Source organism: Oligoflexus tunisiensis, from assembly GCF_001748245.1.
In the GTDB taxonomy this organism is placed as follows: domain Bacteria; phylum Bdellovibrionota_B; class Oligoflexia; order Oligoflexales; family Oligoflexaceae; genus Oligoflexus; species Oligoflexus tunisiensis.
On sequence record NZ_BDFO01000001.1, the window covers coordinates 4,128,935 to 4,149,878 of the forward strand.

Below are 20,944 nucleotides of genomic sequence, written 5' to 3' on the forward strand. Positions count from 1 at the left end.
TATTAAGCTCCTTCTTCGACGAGTCTGGCTGTTTCCCGCCCAAAAGTCTTAACCGTTGCCATGACCTTACCCATATCCACGCGTGCAGGGCTTGAGGCACGGATTTGAGTTCGATAGGCATCCGGCAGGATCTTCCAAATGGATCTCTGCTGATTGCCTACCAAGGATGCATACCAATGCAGCAGATGGTTACCGTCCACGCTGAGCAGAATGTCCCGCGCCTGGCTTTCTGACAATTTATTCAGAAGTTCGGGATAGAACAGGAAACGCGTCCAGGGTTTGCGCGGCAACTCTTCGACCTCCTGGCGTTGGTCCACGCGAAGGTTGGACAAGAGGAAACCCACGACCCAGCTGGCATCACATTCCTGGCTGACCCCTTTTCGCTCCGGACCAGGCAGCATGGAGGCCTGAGACCCAGCACCCACCGCAGACCATCGCTCCAACTCCCGAGTCAGGACGCGGTTACTGATCCAAAAGCTCTGCGCCAGAGACAAAATCTCAGCAGGGGCAAGGGCATCCACCAGCTCGCGAATTTTCAATCCGGGAGCCAGAGCCAGCAGGGCACGCATCGATTCGAATCCATGTTCACGCCCTAATGTCATCAGGGATTCGACATCATGGTCCTGAAAGAGGCGCCGAACATGGAGAGTCATTCGATGGTCAAAATGAGCTTTTAAGGCCTGTTCCTGCTCCAGTTCCCGCAGAACCTCCGACTGTTCCACCTGAACAGGTACAAACGAACGCATAAACTCGCTGAGTTTAAGGCCCTGCAACGATATCTGAGTTTCCGTACCCAGCGGACTCTCTTTAGCTTCGGCGAGCAGAAGCAGGCTACTGGCCACTTTGCTCAGCTCACCTTCCTCCAGCCAAAGATGCAAAAGTGCCTGCAAGAGCTGTGGATTTTGATCATGACTTCTGGTCAGTTTGGTGATTCGCTCCTGCAACCTTCGGGCTTCTGCATCCTCTGGTGGCATGCCGGCACCCTCCTGCTCTGAGTTTTGGACGGAATCGCTTTCAAGCTCTCGCTTGTAGGCAAGAAAACGAAGCTCATCCTCCTTGGTATCACGGCCGACACGGCGCCAAGCCCAAAGCCCAACAGTCAGGACTAAAATCGACAAGGCGACAGCAAGAATCCACGGAAAATGCTCAAGCAGCAAACTCTCGATTTTCTGCAGGAGGGAGAGTGGAGCGGCCTGGTCATTCCCGTGCTGAGTCGCTGATTTCGGAATTTCAATGCCCCGAGCCGCGACGCGGAGCACACCTTTCGATAGCCTGTATTCCAGACGGCGATTCAGATCCTGAACCATTTGTTTGTCAAGATCCTTTTCGTAGACATACTCGCAGGTCGCAGCCGTCAGGATATATTGAGGCTCAGGACTCACCCGTGTCCTGCCCTCGGAAGGCAAACCCGGCAGCACCTGATCACCTTGCAGGGATACGTTTTCATGAGAGACATAGACACAACCCCTTGGATTGCAAAGATCCAACCCGCAGTCCTTCTGCAGTGCCAAGACAAAGTCAGCCTCAATAATCTTGACCTGGCCCAGGATAAAATCCGGAATTTTTTCCTTGGGGACCCTGGCGGTTTGCGCCCAACCCTCTGTTGTGATGACGAGTAGCAATATCCCGATAAGATGTTTCATAGTCTTTTCCTTAAAAAACACGGATAACGACACGACGATGCCGACTCTTGCTTTCCATCTCTGTCAGGTTTTCCAGTTGAACCTTGGGTAACTGACGCGTATCACCGTAGGACTCAACACGGAGCCTATGCCCAGGAATGCCCTGTTGTTCCATTCGTATGCGCACCTGTTCCGCCCGGGCGCTCGCCAATTCCCAGTTGGACTGGAAGCGGAGACCCGGGCGGATGGGTGTATTATCCGCATGGCCTTCGACGGCAAACTCATATTTGTGGGCATAACTTTGCAACCTGCTCAAAACCGTATCCAGAACAGGCACCCATTGTCCCTCGATGCGATCTGATCCGACCGGAAAAACGACGCCGGAATTCAATGAAATTTCCAGGCCTCGATCGGTGCGCTCGATACTGACGACCTCATGCAGTCCCTGTTGCTGAACATATTCAGTCAACTCCTTCTGTATACGACTCAGCGATACAGGGGCTGCTTTTCCCGACATCCGTTCCTGAATCGCCTCCATCCTGACCCTGCTGATATCAGACATGGCCAGTATCGCGATGAAAAAGATCAGAAGATTGGTAATCAAGTCCGCATATGACAAAAGCCAGATTTCGTCCGATTTTTTGCTGCGATGCTGCCGATACTTTCCCATGTTAATCTCCCATGCTAATCAGTTGTCGGGCGGTTTTTTCGCAGCGCTCGATCACACTGATGCGATCATTCATGAGCCGCTGAATGAAGGTCGCGATGGGACTGGCAATACCTGCTCCGAAGGCAATTCCATAGAGGGTCGCCAGCAGGGCAAGCGACATGGCAGCTCCAAGATCACTGGTACCGGATGCAAAGGTCTTAAAGAACTGAATCATGCCTGTGATGGTGCCAACCATTCCGAAGGATGGACCAAGTTTGGCCATCATCTCCCAATTGGCAAGACTGCTCTCATGTTCATCCATGACTTCATGAACAAATGCGGTAAAGCGGTTTTCGCTGAGCGCAACCGAGGCGCGAGCTGCAATTTGCTGAAGCATTTCCCTGGTTGTCGCGAGTGAGCTCTGCTCCGCCAACGTGATAGCGTCCCATCGCCTGCCTTGGATCCAGAGCGCTTCCAATCTGCGGCGTTCAACTTCCATTTGGCGCGTGGTGCGACCGTAGTGACCCAGGAAAGGCAGGAACTCCTGCAATATGGCGAACGTCCTCATGAAATCCCGAGGTTTTGACCCGAGCAATACGGCTCCCACGGTTCCCAGAAGCACAATGCAGAGGGCGTGGATATCAAAAAACGATATCTGCGCCTGAGGCTTATTCAGGAAACCAAGAGCGATAACAGTTGCTATCAGTGCCAATCCTATGATCTGCATAAAGTCTCCAGTATATCTCGTTAAGGGTTTAATTCGCGAAGCTTGCGATCCACAGAAGGATCCGGCTCAAGGTCCTGAGCGCTCTCATACGTTTCGATTGCTTTTTCCTTTTCGCCCAGCAAGAGCAACACAGAACCTTTGGCTCTAAGGAACTCAGGATGGGATGGATAACGATCCAGAGTTCTTTCAATGATCTGCAAAGCCAGCCCATGATTATTGAGTTTGACAGCCTCATCAAGTTTGATGCGGGCTTGCGAAAGGCTAATTTCGGGAGCTTTGGGGTTCTCTTGAAAACCCTTGCTGATATAGGCGTTGTGCATCACAAGATGACCCGTATCCGTGCTTGACGGAGCCGGCAGGACGATCCGCGGCCCAGGCTTTTTCACCCCAGCCTTATCCGTCCGATGCTCGATCACAATCCGCTGACCAGAGGCCAGAACGGGGATGTCGATTTCCGTATAAGTCTGGCCGTCGTTCCACCTGGATTTTACTGTACGGTCGCTCCCGGAGCGGCTAAGTTCCGCTTTTTCAGGCCTCTCCACCACATCCTCGGGGATGATAACCTGAGGATCGAGAAGATAATGAGAATAGGGCTTGTGGCTGCTAGAACAGCCTAACAGCAAAGCGCCTGTTAACAGGACAATACGCATGATGGCCTCCTAAAACGTCAAACCGAATCCGAAATAACCATTGGTGCTGAAAAACACATGGGCATAGAATTTTTCTGGTGGCTCGAAGAGTGGCAACTTCGCCATAAGCACCAAAGTAAGGTCCTCGAATCCACTGCTTTCCGCGTCTTTGGCCGATGCAGCACGCGAGACGAGCCGAGGCACACTGACGAGGAGTTTTCCACCTAAAGCCGTTTTTCGCAGCCCCGACATGATCTGGAAAAAGTTTAAACCTACACCAGCCGTGGGATCAGTCAGGTTAAGCGACAAGCCGCTCAAATACTGATTCGACGAGCCCCACTGCTGCATCAGGCTCCAACCGATGTGACTGCCTCCTGTTGGGCTGAGGCCTATGTCCCAATGTGTATGTATGATAGGCTCCCCGCGCGCCTGTCGTTCACGGAGCCTGGATCGAGTAAAGGTGCGCATGCTGCGGCTGGACCAATCCAGCCGCGCATCCACTGTGTCGGCATAGATGACCTCACCCGTAGCCAGGATTACAATACGGATCGAAAGAAACCGGGAACCGGCCTGGATCCAGACAGCAGCCTTTGGTTTGACAGCTTCGTCCTGATAGAGAGCACGAACCTTGTCCAGGTCAGCAAATCCATTCTCATAAATAGTTTGTTCTCCACTCTCGATCACCGCGGCCATGCAACGCTCGCAGACCAGGACTTGGGTTTGTAGAGACTGCCGCAGGCTGTTGCTCAGCAAACTGATCAAATGTTCGTAATTGCTCTGTTCACTTGAAACAGACACGATAGTCAATGGCGCAAGCCGGGACGCATCGACAAGGCTGTCCTCCCGCTGCTCGCGTAATCGTTCTCCGATATGCTGCGCGGCCTGCTGCAGCCAGACCTCTTCAGATCGCCCGGGTTGGGCAGATCCGAAGCCTATTAAGAACAGCATCCAGCCCTGCAGCATTCTCATAACACCACTCCCAGTTCAAGCCCGTAGCTATGGATGTTCCGGCTTAAATTCCTATTTTGGTCCTGATTGACAAAGCTTTCAGCGAAAAGGCCCAGACGCATGAAGTCAGCGACGCGGGCCTCCAGACCAAGAGTAAAGCCGATGACGTGTGCTTTGGGCTGTTGAGCTTCGTCACTCAACTGAGCTGCGATGTCTCCAGGGGTAAGTCGTTGATCACTCTTGAACAGTGCCGCTCCGGCTCCACTGATTTCCCAGTAGGCAGGGCCAGCATAGATGTAAACATCAGGGGTGATGAGATCCGCATGCTCAAGAAAGAGATGACGGTAGACCCGGCTGGACAGTTGCCAGGCATTATGATTACCTTTCAATGACGCAACGCCGAATTGAAAATCAGCCAGCCATTTTTTGCGGTGATTGACAAACGTTTCAGCACCGAACGTGGCCCAGATAAAAGGTGGGGCCATGACAGAACTATTGCTGGTGCGGATGATGGAGGCGCGAAGGCCCAGACTCAAGCTGAGCCGTTTACGGCCTTCCAGAACAGAAATATACTCCCGACGGGCCTCCTCTGCCGATAAAAGCTGGGCCGCAGGCCGCATCAGAGGCGGCTGACTGGAACTCGTGACAAGGCTTTGACCATGGACGATACGATGATCAGTCAGTGACACGATGTAGGATCTTAGAACCAGAAGCGCCCCTTGCCCTTCGAAATCGATATAGAGAGCGAAGTCAGCCTGATTTTTCAAGGTTTGCGCAATCTCCGGGATTTCCACCCCACGGGCCAGAATGGTTTTGTCGCTCACTGAATAACTCGTGAGTGCTACGCAGGCGGCGCAGTAAACCGGAATGATCCCGGACTGCGGATTTTGAATGAGTAATTGAGTAAGATGGGTCTCAATAAAGCTGGCCAGCTGAGCATTCAATCCCAATGGCACGGAAACGCCCATCAAGACAACGCGCGCCCTATGGCCCAAAGGCGGATTTTTCGTCCAGCCATATACCAACTCATCCAGCAGCTCGGCGGACATTATTTGAATGCTCATCGCAGTAGCTCCTCTCGCTCTATTCATAAGCTCTGCATCACCATCTGCGGCATGCAAAGTGCGGATGCACAGGAGTGCCAGGATCATTGCCAGAAAAATTTTCATCATAGCCATATCCAGCCTTCCGCGGTGCAGGCCGCAGCCTGTAATGTCGAGGCTTTAAGGTTGGTTTCCACGATCAGGAGGTATCCTATTGAACGATCTTTGAAATCCATCAAAGCGCAGGCCTCCGGAAGTAATGGAACCTCTGCAGAAAACAAACGAATCTGGGGTACCTGCTGGGCTACCGGGATGGATCCTTCAGCAAGCGCAACCTTCACAGCAGTGAGGACTTTGCCATGCAGGCTATCATTGGAATGAAATACTGTTACAGTCCACAGCTTGATCTGCTGAGCAAATCGGGTTTGGAGTTGCACCCGAAGCTCCTCGGTGAAATCATCAAGCCGACTGAGGGTCAGATCAAGAAAGAAGGGTCGATGGATGCCTGCCAGGATCAATGATTGACAAGACACCACACTGTCACTTGAATGATAAAGAATATCGATATCGTCATGGTAACTGGAACCATGTCGGGTTTTGCGGCCATCCATCGAACTGAACTGGCAATCGAGACGACCACGATCGTAGAGGTCAATATCGCTGCGAACATGATCCCTGGAAGGTGAAGTCAAGTAGTAAAGTATGAGAACCATAACGAAAAGGGCGTTCATGGCATACTTCCTTTCCTTGGATCTCCCTTGGAGAGCAGGCTCTGGTTTCCAGCCCGACGCGCGAGTGTTCCAAAGTACTGCAGAAAATCGCGAGTGTTCTGCTCCACCGCATTCTCTCTTTCGATCATGTGGGTGCTCCTTAACGCCCAATTGAGCAAGGAATACCCCCATCCATAGTACTCACGCAGCAGCGCCTTGAATTGGCCATACTCCAGCAGCTGGTGATCTGCATCGAAAATGCGAATTTCAATTTTGAACCAACGGTCAGTCCGTGTTGGATAAAATCCGAAACTGGCTATATTCAAAATGGAATCGATGGTCTCAGAGGGTTTAGCGAGTAAGGTGCTCGTAGCGTCAACGTAAAGATCGGAGGTTTCCGGAACTTCAGACGTTATCAGCTCATTCGATAGAACATAGGCCTGTTGAAGAGCAGCCCACTCGCCCAATTTACTACAAAGCGCCGGATCGACCGAGAGACCTCCAAGCTCATCAGCCATGAAACAACGGAAGTGCAAGCGTAAGCTTTTCAGCGTCGGATCCTGAGGCCCTGGAGCTGGCTGCAGACCGATTTCATACGTCGGGTAATAATGATAGGTGCGGCATGCAGCCCCGCCGAGCAAACACATAAACACCAGCAATTTCAATTCGAATGTCATCGTGCATATGCCTCATGTGGTTTCATGGTTCGCTATAGTTCACGATTCGTTCCACAAGAGCATGCTGCATGATCGCGTGGCCCGCTTGCATCCATGCATTTGACAAGGCTGGAAAGTTCACTGGGAGGGTATTGACACCGGTTGTTAACGAAAGTGTCACTGTAAAAACAGTCCGAGATTTTATAGCGAGCAGATAAATAATAGTTTATGATTCGACACAGCGGTGAATTAATTTTAAATCAGCTAAACAGGAAGTCACCCGATCTCTCCTAATATCCAAGAACAAACCCTCCCTCATACACTCTGACGCCATGGTATTCTAATTGCATACCCTGCTCTTCATTGCAGCAGATGCTGAATGTAGAATGGAGGTCCAAACAATGACATTTCTGATACCGTTAGCAATTCTGGTATGCCCGGCTCTGAGTCTCGCCAAGGAATCCAAAGTGAGTGGGCAAGAGTTTAAGTCATCTCCCGCACCCCAAGAGAACAACGGAATAGGGTTTGGATTCAATGGAGGAAACTCATCCACATTCGGGCTCAATATTCATCATGACTACAACTTAAGCCAACATGATATCGGCTTTCCTCAGATTCATATCCAATTTTCGCGTGCCTTAACAGGTTATGAGGTCGATGGAAGTCATCAGAAGGTCGCTCATATTTCTGCCATCCACGATAGACTAGCCGTTAACTTACGCTTTGCATTCAATGGTGGATTCCATATTGAAGCAGGCGGTGGTTATTCATCAAGCTTATTTTGATATGAAATCAAGAAAAGATACGCGTAAACGCTCAGTCACGCCAACGGTGATGCCTATTCGCTGTCCACCTTGAATTAGAAGCTCCATCCAGCTGTCCTTAGTCCCGAAAAAGAAATAGGCCCTGGCGGATTCTCCAGGAGCCTATCAGCAGCAAAGCAACTCTGAATTAATTGTCCCGAGGATACATATGCTTGATAGTTGCGATATCACCTGCGCTCAAAATAGGAAGGTATGGCTGTTTGCAATAGTTCATGATTGAATTCGGATCGTACTCTTTGAAAGTTTCACCATTAATATGAATGGTCTGCCCATTTCGACAACCTGCAATCTCTTCATCGGCAGGCCGATCTGGACGTTGATGCTCATGTATGATGCCTAATGCATGGCCAAATTCATGGACAATACCAAATTCATAATAGCCTATATTCCTCGAGGAGGGGTTACGCAGGTTCTGCAGATACATTGACGGTTTGTTGCCAACGCTGCTACTTCCTACGAAGCTGGATCCACCGATGGCATTATCCATATCGATTGTTATATCGGCGTCCTTTGAATCGCAGTAGCCCCAACCAGTAAACCGAAGATCTATATGCTGGTGCCAAGTGCTATCTACCAATCGCTTAACAATGGCTCTTTCCTGATCTTGCATGGTTGGATTTCGAAGAAAACAGACGCTTATTTCCTTCTTATTCCATAACCATCTACTAAGATAATAACCCTTCGACGATGAAGTGCTTTCAATTGCGTTACAACCAAACAGAGACAAAAGGATGGCCATGATCAGAAAGTACATTTTCATTATCCAACTCCGTTAATTCACGATGGTATTGAAGATCGGATTGATCACCAATCGTTACTAAGCTTCTGAAAGTCGCAATGCAAAACGTGCGCCGCATGGGAACCGGTCATGGGATGCGACTTAGAGCATTGAGCACAAAGACTTTTCGCTCATTTCAAATCCTCGCGGAGTCTCTTAACGAGTTGGCACCTGTTGATTGTTTTTAGTTTCCAAAGCGAATGTCTAAATAATTGCTTATGAAATGATATTCTATTCGTTAACGGATCCATTTTTATTGTGCTGACTCGCAAGCTGGATCGATCTGCAGAAAGCCTCCAAAGGAGGCCTTTCGAACTCAAGTTTGACGTAAGCAACCAGCCATGCCCAGGACCGTTCAGGAAGTTCCGATCAAATTTTTTACTATGTGAAAAGTTCCATGGCAGGAGTCGTTCGATGTCTTCAGTGGAGGAGGCCTTTGGCAGTTCAGAGAAGATATGAGTCAGGTACTCATAGGGATCGATGCCGTTCGCCCGAGCTGTTATCACAAGACTATACAGTGCTGCGCTTACAGCAGCGCCTTTGATGGTATCCGAAAATAACCATGCTTTCCTGCCTGAAGCAAACGGCCTGATCGCATTTTCAACCACATTCGTATCAAGCCCGATGACAGGATCATCAAGAAAGCGAACCAACTTCGGCCATTGGCCATTCATATAGGCAAGAGCCTGACCCGTAAGAGACTTCGGCGGGACCTTATGCAAAGCCTCATCTAGCCAATTTCTCAGATCATTTATGATACTTGATTGCGTCTGTCGAGCTTTCAGCCTTGTTTCCGCATCAGCGCATTCGTTCCCAATCCGATAAAGCTCCTTGATGGCACTAAGCGCGTATTTAGCGAAGGTCGCCTTGCTTCCGGTCTTCTGGCCTTTAATGGCATCTTTGAATTTTCTTCTAACGTGGACCCAGTCACCCACATGAATGATGCCCGGCACAAAACCCAATTGAGCATAGCCTTCATAGCCATCAGTCTGCACGTAGCCTTTATATCCCTTGAATATCTTCAAAGGGATATCACTGCTCCGAGATGTAGCAACCTGATAGAGGATAATTATCCGATGAAGCTTTTCTGCCTGAGACATGGCATATTTTTTCATGCTCAGGCACAAGCGATCCATGATTTCTATGAACTCAGCAACAAGTTCCTGGATGTTGAGAGGGACCTAAGGAACCCCGGACTCTATTATTGCAACTTCAGTTGGTACGTTCAGTAATCAGGATAGTGCGAAGCCCTTCGCACCATCCATATGTCCTGCGACTTCAAGGATGATTCGCCTCTCCACATCTTAATCGTTACCTCTATTGAATATAAGAGCTTTGACTTCGTTAATGAATTGAAAGCTAATATGCTCACATTGATAAAAAAAATCTGATCTCACACACATTCTCCTTTTCAGCTCCAAAAACAATTGCTATCCCATTCATTAATCCTGATGCTGACAAATTCAGAGTTCAGAAGTAAAAACAATCCATTCATTCGAAACAGAGGCCAGTTCGTTAACGAAATTCATAAGCAACCGGAGAGGCGGCCATGATTCACAAAATCAGGAACGGTTACTATCTCATTTGCAGATAGATGCAACGTTCGACCGAACACGAAAAAACTGAAAAGAGTCAAAGCTGGTCGCATAGGGAAACGCAAGACTGACTTGCTCGTCCAGGAGGTGATCTTTTGAAAAAAATCCTTATCGTCTCATGCTTAGCCGCAGCCGCTGCGGGAACAATGTTCTGGATCAACAGCCGACCTTCTGATGCGGTACGGAAACCAGCTTCCAGCGCTGCCCAGGACAAGCCAGAGCCAGCCCCCACATATGTGCATCGGGATATCAAGGAACTCAGCCTCCCCGAGTTGGAGGCCGAGATCAGCAAAGTCAAGGAGGTTATCGAGAGGGAAAAACTGGTGGAAGTCATGAACGATCCTCATGGGGATGAGAGCAGGAAGAATGAAGCGAAGAAAGTCGTTCGGTACAGATTGGACCTGGCGATCAGGAAGATCGATCTGCACCTGAGCTATCTGGAAACGCAATTTGCTAAAGGTCAATAAGGAGGTTTTCGCATGCTTAAGAAGTATGTCCGGATCGGGGCTGTGCTGGCCACAGGCTGCGTCAGCTCACACGGTTTCGCGGCGGATGTCTGGTCAGAACCCTTCCGGGTGGAAAAGATCGAGGCCAGTGGCTTGTCCATAGAATTCACCGTTTCCAATCCAAACGTGTCCAATCACGAGCAAGTTCCCGCTACCTGCAAGAAAACCAAGGACGAACGGAAGTTCTCTCTTCCTAAGGTCGGAGGAAATCAGTCGGCTTACCTTTCATTGCTGATGACGAGTCTCAATTTGAACAACAAGCTGAGACTCCGATATCCCAAGTTAGCGCCTTTTTGCGGTGCAGGTACGGCGCAAGTCGTTTCATTTGATGCGCTGGAGTTAAGCCTTTAATTGCAGAACCGAATCATCGAGGAGTCTAAAATGTTATTGAGACTGAGTGCATTCACATTCTTAGTTTTGTCCACAAGCCAGATTTCGCAGGCTGCCATCAGCAATGCTCCCATGTACGGAAAAAAATGCTCTGGCTTTAACTTGAACGATGTCAGGGGCGATGTCTATTTCTCGAATGATTGCGGCAGCGCCTTCATAGCACCCCACTCACACGGGAGGCTCACTGTGGCGAATGAATACGTTGATCGGAGTAGCTGTCGCCGCTACGATCAGCTGAACGAACTATTCAACAAAACGGGGAATCCAGAGTTGTTGGACAGGATCGATAACCTGCGTGGTGCTGATATTAATTTCATTGCAGAAACGGGTTGGGACGATATCGTCGAGTCTGCCAGAGAGGCGAATCCCAATAAATCAGTGCATAAGATGAATATTTTCAAGGCGGAGACGGAAAACTCGGGGGGATCTGCCTACGAAATTCCGGGTGTGTCAGACAATTCGGAGAATACAATCGTCGGTGGTGCTGGAGGGGTTATGCACCTGAGTGCCACAGAAGTCTGTGAAAACAGAGGTATGAAAGCAAGTGATTTCCTGAAGAGCCTGCCCGTCACCGTCTATTACACGTATCGGCCTTACACCGATTTTGAATATACAGCTGATTTCAATAGTCAGTATTTCGTAAATGACCTCAAGGCCAATGTGAAGGGTTCATTCGCCGACTTTTTCCGCGGCGATGCCAACGTCCTGGCGAAGACTTACAAGGTGAATCGCTTCTTTGAATTCAGAATAGCCGGCACGCCAGGGAAAACCTTCACAGCCGAAAAGCTCCAGGAGATCGGCAATAAGAAACTTTTGCAATATTTGACGGAAATGGCGGAATTCGTCGGTTGCTCTATCGAGAACAAAGCTGTGGTGAAAAACATCGTCGAGGAGAATGGCAGCCTGAAAGCGCTGGTAGGTGAACTCTGCGAGAACATTAAATTCGACGATCTCCCCGGCGGGATTGACGCGGACCTCAAACTCAGCGAAAAAACGCACAATTTGGAAAAGGAACTTACGGAAATCTATTGCACGAAAAAGGAGGGAACCGCGGAAGTCGAGGACAAGGAGTGCAAGAACGCGAAAGCGATCAGTAAAATCCTGATGCTCTCGGAGATCGTGGCCAAAGCCGACATCAATTCACTGAACATCGATTATAAATCGAAAGAGCATATGCAGACGATCGATTACGTCGAATCCCATCAGTCGATGACATTCTCCGTTCAACCAGAGAACTGAGCCTATACAGCTATTTATCTTATCGTTCCATTCGGCGGACAGAAGTCGCCCAAGGGAGGCTTTTGTCCGCTTGTCAGGGAGGAAGCCATGTTCTTCAGGATCAGCGTCGCATTCGTACTCATGATAGCCGCCGCCTACTTCGTCGTCCCAAGGATCTGGAAGAAAGAGCATCCGGCGGCGCAGAAACTCACTGAGGATGCCATTCCCTCAGAAGCCGATATCGAAGCCTTCAGCCTCGCGGAGCTGCAGGAGGCTGATGAGCGGCTCAACCGCTACTATGCCCAGCATGGGCTACTCAAGAAACTCGGCGATGGGAATACGGAGGAACTGCATCAACTCCTCGCAGCTAAGTCGCATGTCCAGCAGCGGATTGAAGAATTAAAGAAAAACAACTGATGGAAAACAAACAACTGAGGTTTGCCATATGGAGTCGAAAAACGGTTTTCTGCCATCTTTAGCGCTCGCTGCCGTTTTCCTGGTAGGCAGCGAGCTTCGGGCATCGCCCGGGCCAAATCTTTTCTCATCCTGCAAACATGTTCCGGTGGGAAAGGAGAAGGTCTATTTCTCCGAGGACTGCACCTCGGCCTGGGTCCTGCCTCCACCATCGGGCCGTCTCGAAGTCACGGGGCATGCCCCGAACGCGACGAATCTTAAATTCTGCGAAACCGTCGCGGCCATGCAGGAACAGAAAAAGAAGTTCTGCTCCAAGCCCGCGCCGACTTCAGACTTTGGTAAAGCACCATCCGTGGATGAGTGGCTGGGGCGCATTGAAGCGAGCCGCGAAGAATCGAACTGCGATGAGGACGCTCTGTCGGAACTCGAACGCCTCCAATACAAGGCTATCAAACAAGAGCTGGACACTTTGATCAGATTGCCGGGCGCCAGCGTCCAGGTTGCCCTGGAAGTTGACTGGCTCACGCTTATCAGAACACTCTCGCAGAAGAACAAGACGATCAGCTTTCATCCCATGCCATTGTCGCAGTTCCATCTCACGGATGGAGCCGTTGATATTCCAGCGATCGATGGATTGGCCATGGAGAATCGAATGAGTAGCTATATCCAGATTCCGCTCGGCAAAGCTTGTGCGATGCGGGACAAGACAGGCGCCTTCGATCCCATGGCACTTCGCAACTTCGCAACCAAACAACCGCTCAATCTTGTGTACAAATACACAGTTAAGAACCCAATCAGCTATAAAGCTCAAATCAAAGGGAGGGACATTTTCACAAACACGGACGGTCAAGTTAAATTAACTCTCTTCTTCTTCACGCTTAACATACCCTTTTCCACGAACTTTCGAGATGCCAATTCAACCTTCGAATTTGAAGTGACAACACCCGCCGTCAACTATAGTTACGAAGACTATGTCAACCTTATGAATCTGGCCAAACTGAATCTTCTGACCCGTTATCTCAACTATACTCAATGGTACCCGGCATTTTTCGCGCCCGCCGGAGAGAATTGGGACGAAATATCCCCCACTCTCTTCAAAGTCGACGAATATCTGAAGCTGCTGTCCTCCGCCGTGGGGACGAGTACGACCTTCGGAAAGCAGCTCAGTGCCCTCGTGACGGATCTCTCGCAGCTGTCCATGATGATCAATATCGGTATCACCGCAGCCACGTCCCGGTATCTGAACGATTACACTTTTACTGATAGCTCAAGCCAGGACAATACCATCGCCCTACCCCAGAATATCGCTTTCTATGCAGACGGAGGGGAACAAAGATGAAAAGACGGACAAGATTCCTTCTGGCGCTTGCGACTTTTCTGTTTTGCGAATATGCCGCCGCGCTCGCGCCACAGAGGAGTCACAAACTCTATATGAGGCAGCACGGCGAATACCTTCTCGTCGCGCAAAACCAGAGCCGGATGCAATGGGATGGATTGAGTTACACCCCCATCTCGCAGACCAGGTTCCAAAGCTACTACCTATCCATCGCCAATGGTTCGGCTGATACACACCTGGTTTCCTCAAGTGACCCGGCTCTTCTGAGTCCTGACTGGAAGGAAGTGGATCAGCGCGCCGTCTGGCTGGAATCGACCGATGAAGGCAAGGCAGGGACGGCCGAGCTGCTCATGTTGATTCAAGGCGAGCGCGCTCGCGATCCGAGCCATGTATTCAAGATGCCTCGGCAGGAAACGGACGTACCGCAGCTCGTGGCCCAAGTGAAGAGCGAAACCTTGGGAGTCAGCATCGACCTTCAGAGTCAGGCACGCCTGTCTTTGCGTGATATGGATGGCGATGACAAAACGGATCTGCTGATCCAGCGCCCAGGTGGGCTTGTTCCGGTCTTCCTGTCGGATATCCTGTCGAATCAGAGCCAACTGCAAGTTCCGAAAAATCCGAAGCCAAAATCTGAAAAATTGAGTTCCCGCGACCGCTGCGGCTTTCGCCTCCAGCATCCGGCAGGCTCCGCAGGCGTAATGTTCAGCCGGAGTTGCCAGACGGCCTATGTCCTTCCACCTGAGGACTCAGTCGAAACCAGAGTCTCCCCAGAACCGGCTGTCTGTCAGGAATTAAAGACCTTGTTGAATCAGGCGCAAGCGGCCCTGCCTTCGGAAGAGAAGGGCGGTCTCGCAAGTCTCGATGCGGGCGCGTCCAAGAGTGCCTTGGATATCCTGAGCCAAATCAGGGAGAAGTCGGCCGAAGAGGTGGCGATTGAAACGCGCTATTCCATGAAATGGGGCGAGGCGGTGGCTCAATATCGGGAACTCAATAGGAATAGCCCAATCCAGAACTGGGAAAAACTGCCGATCACGCGTGTCGAGGTGGATACGAAACCGATCGCGCGCGTCGAGGTGAATGGAGGTCCTCTCGTGCGTTCCGAAGTCGATAAGAAGGCGATCCCCCTGGATGTCAATGATTTTGTCGTGAAACGCTCCATATCCCCCAGTCTGGCTTGCGGTGAAACCCTTCCCGCGTCCCGCTCGGTGCGCTTCATCTATAGGCCCTGGTTTGAACGAACGGCGACGGTTGATCTCATCAAGGTTTTCACCGCCCAGGGATTCTACCAACAGAACGGCACCATCGCATACTCCTGGCTTTCACGGTTAGTGAACGTCGAGAACAGCTTCATCGCGTTCGGCGAAGACGATGCTGATTTCTCGTTTGGCACCATGGAACAGGATATCATGCGGGAGACCCTCAAGGTGGCCTTGGAAAAGGAATTGAAAAAACTGCTGGAGAATCCCGATCCCGCATCGGGCTCTGAGGAATCTCCGGAATACCTCTTCAACGATTGTAATTGGTTCAGCGAGACGCCCTGCCAGGATCAATTCTGGATCGGCGATACCGATGGGGATAGTCCGTCCCGTTCGAGCATTCAGCATTATTTCTCGGATAGCCGAGCGATCGCTGTCCTGCGCTATTTCCGCTCCGATCTCCTGCAGATCGAGCGATCCCTCGCGCCCGCCTATCAGCCGACTCCGAAAGCGCTGGAAGCAGCCATCGCGCTCGATGCGGTTCCAGCTGATCCGAACGCGATTGACTTGGCTTGGCCTGCGTCGGTTGCGGAGGAGAAAGCCCATGCGGTCGATATCTACCAGAACAATCCCAATGAGTTTGATCATGCAGATCCCGGTTTCTACAATTCGAAGAATCAGGGCGCGATGCCTTCGACCCGGATCGACTGCTCGACTGTACAGCATCCGGGCCAGTTCAATCGCGTGCATTTTTCCGAGGATTGCGGCCTGGCTTTCCTGGCTCCCAAATCGGATCTCCAACCCAAGCGCCAGGAGACGACGTTCCTGAATGGTGATGTGTGTCCGACTGTGGATGGTCTGGTGAGCCGAAGAGTGGCCATTCAGCGCGTGGGCCTTGAAAAAATTCAAAGGGCTTTGTCACAGGAGGAAATCGAAGACGTCGATCGGCATCTTAAAAGTGCCCAGGAGGAATATAACGAAGTGATCCATGAGGTGCGTAGAATCGATGGGGCCGTTCAAGTCTATGATTTCAGTCTCTACGACGCGATCGAGCCTTACGTGGAAGCAAATCCACAGTTCGTCTGGCATCATCTGCCTATTTCCAATTTGGACTTCTCGTCAGCCCGCGTTCCCGACGTGCGTTACGATTCCTTGCTCAGCGAGCAGGATGCGAGCGTGACGGTCAGGGTTGGTATGGAAACAGCCTGTGGTTTGCGGAACGCCGAGCCTAAAGCCATGCAGATCGCCGTACTGCCCGTCCTCTCGGCGAAGTACACGCTCTCGTCCAAGGTTCGGGTCAAGTCGTTTCTGAAATACAAAGGCGAGCTCTCATCTCTCTTCACGACTTTCGATATGGACTTCTTCTTCATCTCGCTTCGGCTCAACCTTCTGAACACCCAAAATTTGGAGCACGACTTCTTCAGCCTCACCATCGACAGCTACGGCACGGACCTGAGTATAACCGAGCGCAATCGGCTTTACCTTGAGGAATCGTACAAGCTGATGAAAAAGTTGAATGATGCTTACTACGACAACTTTCAGACGCTGCTCGGTGATGCGGGTCCCAACCTGACTTCCAGAAAGCCGACGGTTCAGAACAAGGACGAATTCAAGAGGATAGTCATGAGAGCGAATGAAGCCTGCGACGAGAATGATCTTCAGGATTACAGCGAGAGCCTTATGGATGCGCATTGCTATCCCAAGCATCTGGTATCCGCCATGACGGAAATCCTGACAAATGAGAACCTCTTTCGTGCGATCACGCTCTTTCAGGATAACGCTGCCACAGAAGAATTCATTCGCAGTCATTTCGTGCAAAGAAAAATCACGATGGGGGTGGTGCCATGAAATTCGCTATGTTGCCCTTCATGCTTCTGGCCTTATTTGAGAGTCGCAGTCTTTATGGGAAGATGTCCTGTCCGGAAGGTTACGTGGCTGTTAGTAAGGACATCGGCGTCAGCAATGATCGGACAGTCCCTCCCCTCGGCAACGATTTTTGCATCATGAAATATGAAGCCAAGAGGGATAAGGATTCCGATAAGCCGTTGTCGAACGCGGATGGGGAAGTCTGGGTTTCCATCGACCGGAGTGAAGCCGAGAAGAAATGCGAAAGTATAGGACAAGGCTATCATTTGGTGAGTCTACCCGAATGGCAAACCCTTGCTCGAGACTTGGAAAATGAAGCAGAGAACTGGAGCGGGAGGGAACCGTTCGTCGGCGAGATCAATCAGGGGCATGTGAACCCCTTTCCCAATGTGCCGTTGCCGGCTTCCGAAGAACCAGGATACGATCCCTGCCATTTGACAGGGAAAAGCTGTTCGAATGGGGTTTGGAGTCGCTTCCGTCGAACCCATCAGTTGAGATCCGGAGACATCATCTGGGATGTATCCGGGAACGTGTGGGAGTGGCTGAGGCTTGGACTGGAAACGTATGTCGATGAGATAGAGCTGAAAGATCTCTACAATCAAAACAATAAACTGGAACAGGAATCACCCCTCAAGGATGGGTTCGTCTCTTCAGCAAAGGGAGTGGTCCGTAAATGGCTAGGTCCCTCGAAATATTATGGGGCTCTGGATGTCCCCACATTGGGCAGCCTCTGGCTCTCTCTAAATATGGGTACCGAGGTCCTGCTGGACAGCAAAGGCAAAAACGTCGAACGATCCAAGGGGGGTATTATCCGCGGGGGAAGCTTTGGCAGTACCCTGGATGCCGGCATATTCTCAGCCAACATGATCGTTCATGCCAAAGAGAAGAAGCTTAACATCGGATTCCGTTGCGTATACCACCCCGATCCCAGCGAGGTTAAACAATGAAGAGGAAAAGCATGGCCATGCTCTTGCTGCTGTTGGCTATCAGCCAGGCGCAGGCGGACCAGCAGGATAGCCAATACCTTGTTGGCGTTCGCATAGGCAAGATGGAAATGGGCCAGATAGATGTGAAACCCGTCGCTTACCCGCTCGATCCGATGGAAATGTATAATAAGATGCTGGTCCGGCCGAAAACCTGGAGTTATCCATCCGCGAGCAAGGACAAGCGTTGCCGCATGTCAAACCTGGCTGGATGGTTGGATGTGTCCGCATTTCCTGAAGCATCGAAACTCCTACTGATTGAAGCGCTCAGCAGTCGAAAGAAGGTGAAGTTCGTCCTGGGAGAAAAATCCTACTGCGATGAATATAAGGGACAATACTATTACAAGCCGGAGAGTTTCGCCATCGACGAGGTGCAGCCGGCTCCCCTGGAAGACACCACCATCGTGAGCGCAACGGGAGAAGGAGTGGCAGCGAGCGGTTCTTTCCGTATTCCTGAAAAGTTGACAGGATCGCACGATAGTAGGGGAACAGACGTGGCTCAAACGCCGGATAATGCCAGTCGTCCCTTGTCGCAAACCATTCGTCCGCCGGAGATCTATGCGAAGTGTTCGTACAAGCCCGTGCCCCATGATAAGCGGCCCGTTGAATTTGATAAGTCATGTAAAGTCGCTTATCTGGGACCTGCCTTCGAATCCACATACCGCATCGTGAGCGGCAGTCCCGATCCCAGGATACTTTTCTGCGGCGATATCGCGGCTATTGAGAAGGAGCTGCAGAACACGGACTATGTCGATCATTTCAAGGATAACGACTGGCTGAATTTAACCGATCGATTGGACAAGATAAAGAATGAGGCCGGTGGCAGCGTCGTCGCCTACTTCGAAGACCCATTGCCAGGCCCGGAGGCGTTGGTCCGATTCAAGGAACACAATCCAGGGGCGACTTGGGCGGTGCAACCTTTGCCGCTCAAAAGGACCAAACTGAGCGTCAGCGGGAAATTGGTGGCTGATCCCTCCAGGAATTTCAACGGTTCCACGGCTTACAATGTGGCCCTGACAATGGATAAGGCGTGTGAGGTCTTCAATAGAAGCCAGGAACTCACCAAAAAAGGCGTCGAGAAGAACTTTGGTGACAGTTGGCCGAAGAATGCGACGTCCGTCTATGACCTTTTTGCGAGCGTGAAGGTCGATGCCGAACTCAAACTTAAGTACTTGCACAGAGCCTTGAACATGAGTGTGGCAGGGGAATTCGAGGGGCTCATGAGTTTTTGGGGAAAGGGTTCCTTCGAAAAATACGATATTAGCAAGATTTACAAATTTCACGTTTCGGAAGCTGGGCAATTCCAGGACAAAATAGGAGAAACTTTTATTGATAAAATCAGCCACCAGTTTCAACGGAACCTTCTGGAGCAAGCCGCGGTGAACCTGCGGCAGCAGGCCAACAGCGCATCAGCAATGACTCTTCATCCGACGGCCAATACGCATTGGGAGCATGAGAAGGCGCAAAAATTCGAGAAAAATGCCAAGGAACTCGGCAATGCTATCGACGAGTACTTCTGTAAAGCGGACAAGGATTCGGATGAGTGCAAGAAGACGATGCGAATGACGACAAGTATGGTGAATTCATTCGCGGCCATCGGTGTTGCCCATCTCACCGAGATCACCAACACGATGCGATACAAGGACCTGGCTTCTTTCTTTAACCTGGCGGAGAAGAACTCTGATACCCTCTATAAGCTCGATTCAAGCGCGCTTTCGGATGAGTACGCGGATCATGTACCGACGGTGAGGGATGTTACTCCAACTCCCAAACCCGAACCGACACCTGAACCGACACCTGAACCGACAACTGAGCCGAAACCCGAGCCGACAACTGAGCCGAAACCCGAGCCGAAAACTGAGCCGAAACCCGAGCCGACAACTGAGCCGAAACCCGAGCCGACAACTGAGCCGAAACCCGAGCCGACAACTGAGCCGAAACCCGAGCCGACACCTGAGCCGAAACCCGAGCCGACAACTGAGCCGAAACCCGAGCCGACAACTGAGCCGAAACCCGAGCCGACAACTGAGCCGAAACCCGAGCCGACAACTGAGCCGAAACCCGAGCCGACAACTGAGCCGAAACCCGAGCCGAAACCTAAGTCGACGCCTGAACCGAAGCCGGGATCGTATCCCAAGCAGAATGTAGATTCAGCAGCAGAAACTACGAAACGCTTGAAGCTTGTGGATAATATAAGACGCTCGATGCAAAGCTGGGGATTTGACGAGGAAGTGGCCGATTATTTCGCTCGAACCAGGTCGGATGAGGGCGAGGAGTGGTTCCTGGTTTTCGGCGATATGTTCCAATACCTGGTAAATGTTTACAAAATCGATAAATACGATGCCGCGGATATCGCCGAATCACACAAGGGTCGACGTTGGTTTAGAGCTTTCAAACCCTTGTTTGATTCCAAAGTTTCCGAGGGTTATGAGATGCAGGATGCGTATACTTATGCCGCTAGGGAAGCCCACACGGCTTCCTTACAGGAAAAGGAGTGACCTTTTCGGTCACTCCTGACCCAGGCAAGGGAATCTACGGTGATGGACAGAGGCTCGGCGTTTCCAGAAGATCGCGCTACCGCTGTTTCTGCGAACTCTCGCCTCAAGGCTCGGCCGCCGCTTCCGCGCCTCCTCGCTCTAGAAAAGGGCCCGCACGACATAGCGGGCCCTGCGGCCTTCATCAGTCATACCGGCCTCTGCTCCGGAACAACTTCCAGGAACCGGGCGACCGCCTTGCCGTCCCGGTCGCACAGATGGGCTTCACGTCCGTAAACCCAGAATGATGATCCTAAATAATTCTTTACTCAATGCAAAGCTCAGCCTGTATCACCGGTAAAGGAATTGACAGAAATCAA

Annotated in this window: 19 protein-coding genes; 9 read left to right on the forward strand and 10 right to left on the reverse strand. The window is 51.0% G+C overall.

From position 1 onward, the window contains the following. Window positions 1-2 precede the first annotated feature (2 nt). From OLTU_RS17120 to OLTU_RS17155, 8 genes are read right to left on the reverse strand one after another with little or no spacing between them, the layout of a single operon-like run. Window positions 3-1,643: a hypothetical protein gene (locus OLTU_RS17120; RefSeq protein WP_141733979.1), complete on the reverse strand. Its 1,641-nt coding sequence runs from the start codon at window positions 1,641-1,643 to the stop codon at window positions 3-5. A 10-nt stretch (window positions 1,644-1,653) separates the two neighbouring features. Then, window positions 1,654-2,292, reverse strand: coding sequence for an OmpA/MotB family protein (locus OLTU_RS17125; protein WP_141733980.1), 639 nt, complete (start codon window positions 2,290-2,292; stop codon window positions 1,654-1,656). Window position 2,293: 1 nt separating this feature from the next. Beyond that, window positions 2,294-2,998, reverse strand: a complete 705-nt coding sequence (locus OLTU_RS17130; protein WP_141733981.1) for a MotA/TolQ/ExbB proton channel family protein — start codon at window positions 2,996-2,998, stop codon at window positions 2,294-2,296. Between the two features lie 20 nt (window positions 2,999-3,018). After that, window positions 3,019-3,648 carry a tetratricopeptide repeat protein gene (locus OLTU_RS17135; RefSeq protein ID WP_141733982.1) on the reverse strand — a complete coding sequence of 210 codons (630 nt, stop codon included), beginning with the start codon at window positions 3,646-3,648 and terminating at the stop codon, window positions 3,019-3,021. A gap of 9 nt (window positions 3,649-3,657) precedes the next feature. Further along, window positions 3,658-4,596 (reverse strand): hypothetical protein, encoded by a 939-nt coding sequence (locus OLTU_RS17140; RefSeq protein ID WP_141733983.1) that lies wholly within the window; start codon window positions 4,594-4,596, stop codon window positions 3,658-3,660. After that, a complete protein-coding gene (locus OLTU_RS17145) occupies window positions 4,593-5,747 on the reverse strand; it encodes a hypothetical protein (RefSeq protein ID WP_141733984.1) in 1,155 nt (384 codons plus the stop codon). Before OLTU_RS17145 ends, OLTU_RS17140 begins: the two co-directional genes overlap by 4 nt. Continuing rightward, complete coding sequence (locus OLTU_RS17150) at window positions 5,744-6,349, reverse strand: hypothetical protein (protein WP_141733985.1); 606 nt, start codon at window positions 6,347-6,349, stop codon at window positions 5,744-5,746. The genes OLTU_RS17145 and OLTU_RS17150 overlap by 4 nt, the downstream gene beginning before the upstream one ends. After that, window positions 6,346-7,005: a hypothetical protein gene (locus OLTU_RS17155; RefSeq protein ID WP_141733986.1), complete on the reverse strand. Its 660-nt coding sequence runs from the start codon at window positions 7,003-7,005 to the stop codon at window positions 6,346-6,348. The genes OLTU_RS17150 and OLTU_RS17155 overlap by 4 nt, the downstream gene beginning before the upstream one ends. A 380-nt stretch (window positions 7,006-7,385) precedes the next feature. On the opposite strand from OLTU_RS17155, the gene OLTU_RS17160 reads away from it, so the two are divergent. Continuing rightward, on the forward strand, window positions 7,386-7,769 hold the full coding sequence (locus OLTU_RS17160; protein WP_141733987.1) for a hypothetical protein: 384 nt from the start codon (window positions 7,386-7,388) through the stop codon (window positions 7,767-7,769). Between the two features lie 166 nt (window positions 7,770-7,935). On the opposite strand, the gene OLTU_RS17165 is transcribed toward OLTU_RS17160, so the two are convergent. Together OLTU_RS17165 and tnpC are read right to left on the reverse strand one after the other, a co-directional pair. After that, on the reverse strand, window positions 7,936-8,568 hold the full coding sequence (locus tag OLTU_RS17165; protein WP_141733988.1) for a M12 family metallopeptidase: 633 nt from the start codon (window positions 8,566-8,568) through the stop codon (window positions 7,936-7,938). Between the two features lie 149 nt (window positions 8,569-8,717). Continuing rightward, entirely contained in the window at window positions 8,718-9,701 is a 984-nt protein-coding gene (tnpC, locus tag OLTU_RS17170) for an IS66 family transposase (RefSeq protein WP_176736713.1), read from the reverse strand. 575 nt (window positions 9,702-10,276) lie between these two features. On the opposite strand from tnpC, the gene OLTU_RS17175 reads away from it, so the two are divergent. From OLTU_RS17175 to OLTU_RS31965, 8 genes are all read left to right on the forward strand, one after another. Further along, entirely contained in the window at window positions 10,277-10,648 is a 372-nt protein-coding gene (locus tag OLTU_RS17175) for a hypothetical protein (protein WP_141733990.1), read from the forward strand. Between the two features lie 12 nt (window positions 10,649-10,660). Beyond that, entirely contained in the window at window positions 10,661-11,038 is a 378-nt protein-coding gene (locus OLTU_RS17180; protein ID WP_141733991.1) for a hypothetical protein, read from the forward strand. Beyond that, the gene (locus tag OLTU_RS17185; protein WP_141733992.1) at window positions 11,039-12,316 is read left to right on the forward strand and encodes a carbohydrate kinase family protein; all 1,278 of its coding nucleotides are present in this window, start codon (window positions 11,039-11,041) and stop codon (window positions 12,314-12,316) included. It abuts the gene before it with no gap. Between the two features lie 87 nt (window positions 12,317-12,403). Beyond that, window positions 12,404-12,712, forward strand: a complete 309-nt coding sequence (locus OLTU_RS17190; RefSeq protein WP_141733993.1) for a hypothetical protein — start codon at window positions 12,404-12,406, stop codon at window positions 12,710-12,712. A gap of 145 nt (window positions 12,713-12,857) precedes the next feature. Beyond that, window positions 12,858-14,048: a hypothetical protein gene (locus tag OLTU_RS17195; protein WP_141733994.1), complete on the forward strand. Its 1,191-nt coding sequence runs from the start codon at window positions 12,858-12,860 to the stop codon at window positions 14,046-14,048. Then, entirely contained in the window at window positions 14,045-17,089 is a 3,045-nt protein-coding gene (locus OLTU_RS17200; protein WP_141733995.1) for a hypothetical protein, read from the forward strand. Before OLTU_RS17195 ends, OLTU_RS17200 begins: the two co-directional genes overlap by 4 nt. Beyond that, window positions 17,086-18,054, forward strand: coding sequence for a hypothetical protein (locus tag OLTU_RS17205; protein ID WP_141733996.1), 969 nt, complete (start codon window positions 17,086-17,088; stop codon window positions 18,052-18,054). The genes OLTU_RS17200 and OLTU_RS17205 overlap by 4 nt, the downstream gene beginning before the upstream one ends. An 11-nt stretch (window positions 18,055-18,065) precedes the next feature. Continuing rightward, window positions 18,066-20,588, forward strand: coding sequence for a hypothetical protein (locus OLTU_RS31965; protein ID WP_176736714.1), 2,523 nt, complete (start codon window positions 18,066-18,068; stop codon window positions 20,586-20,588). Window positions 20,589-20,944 lie beyond the last annotated feature (356 nt).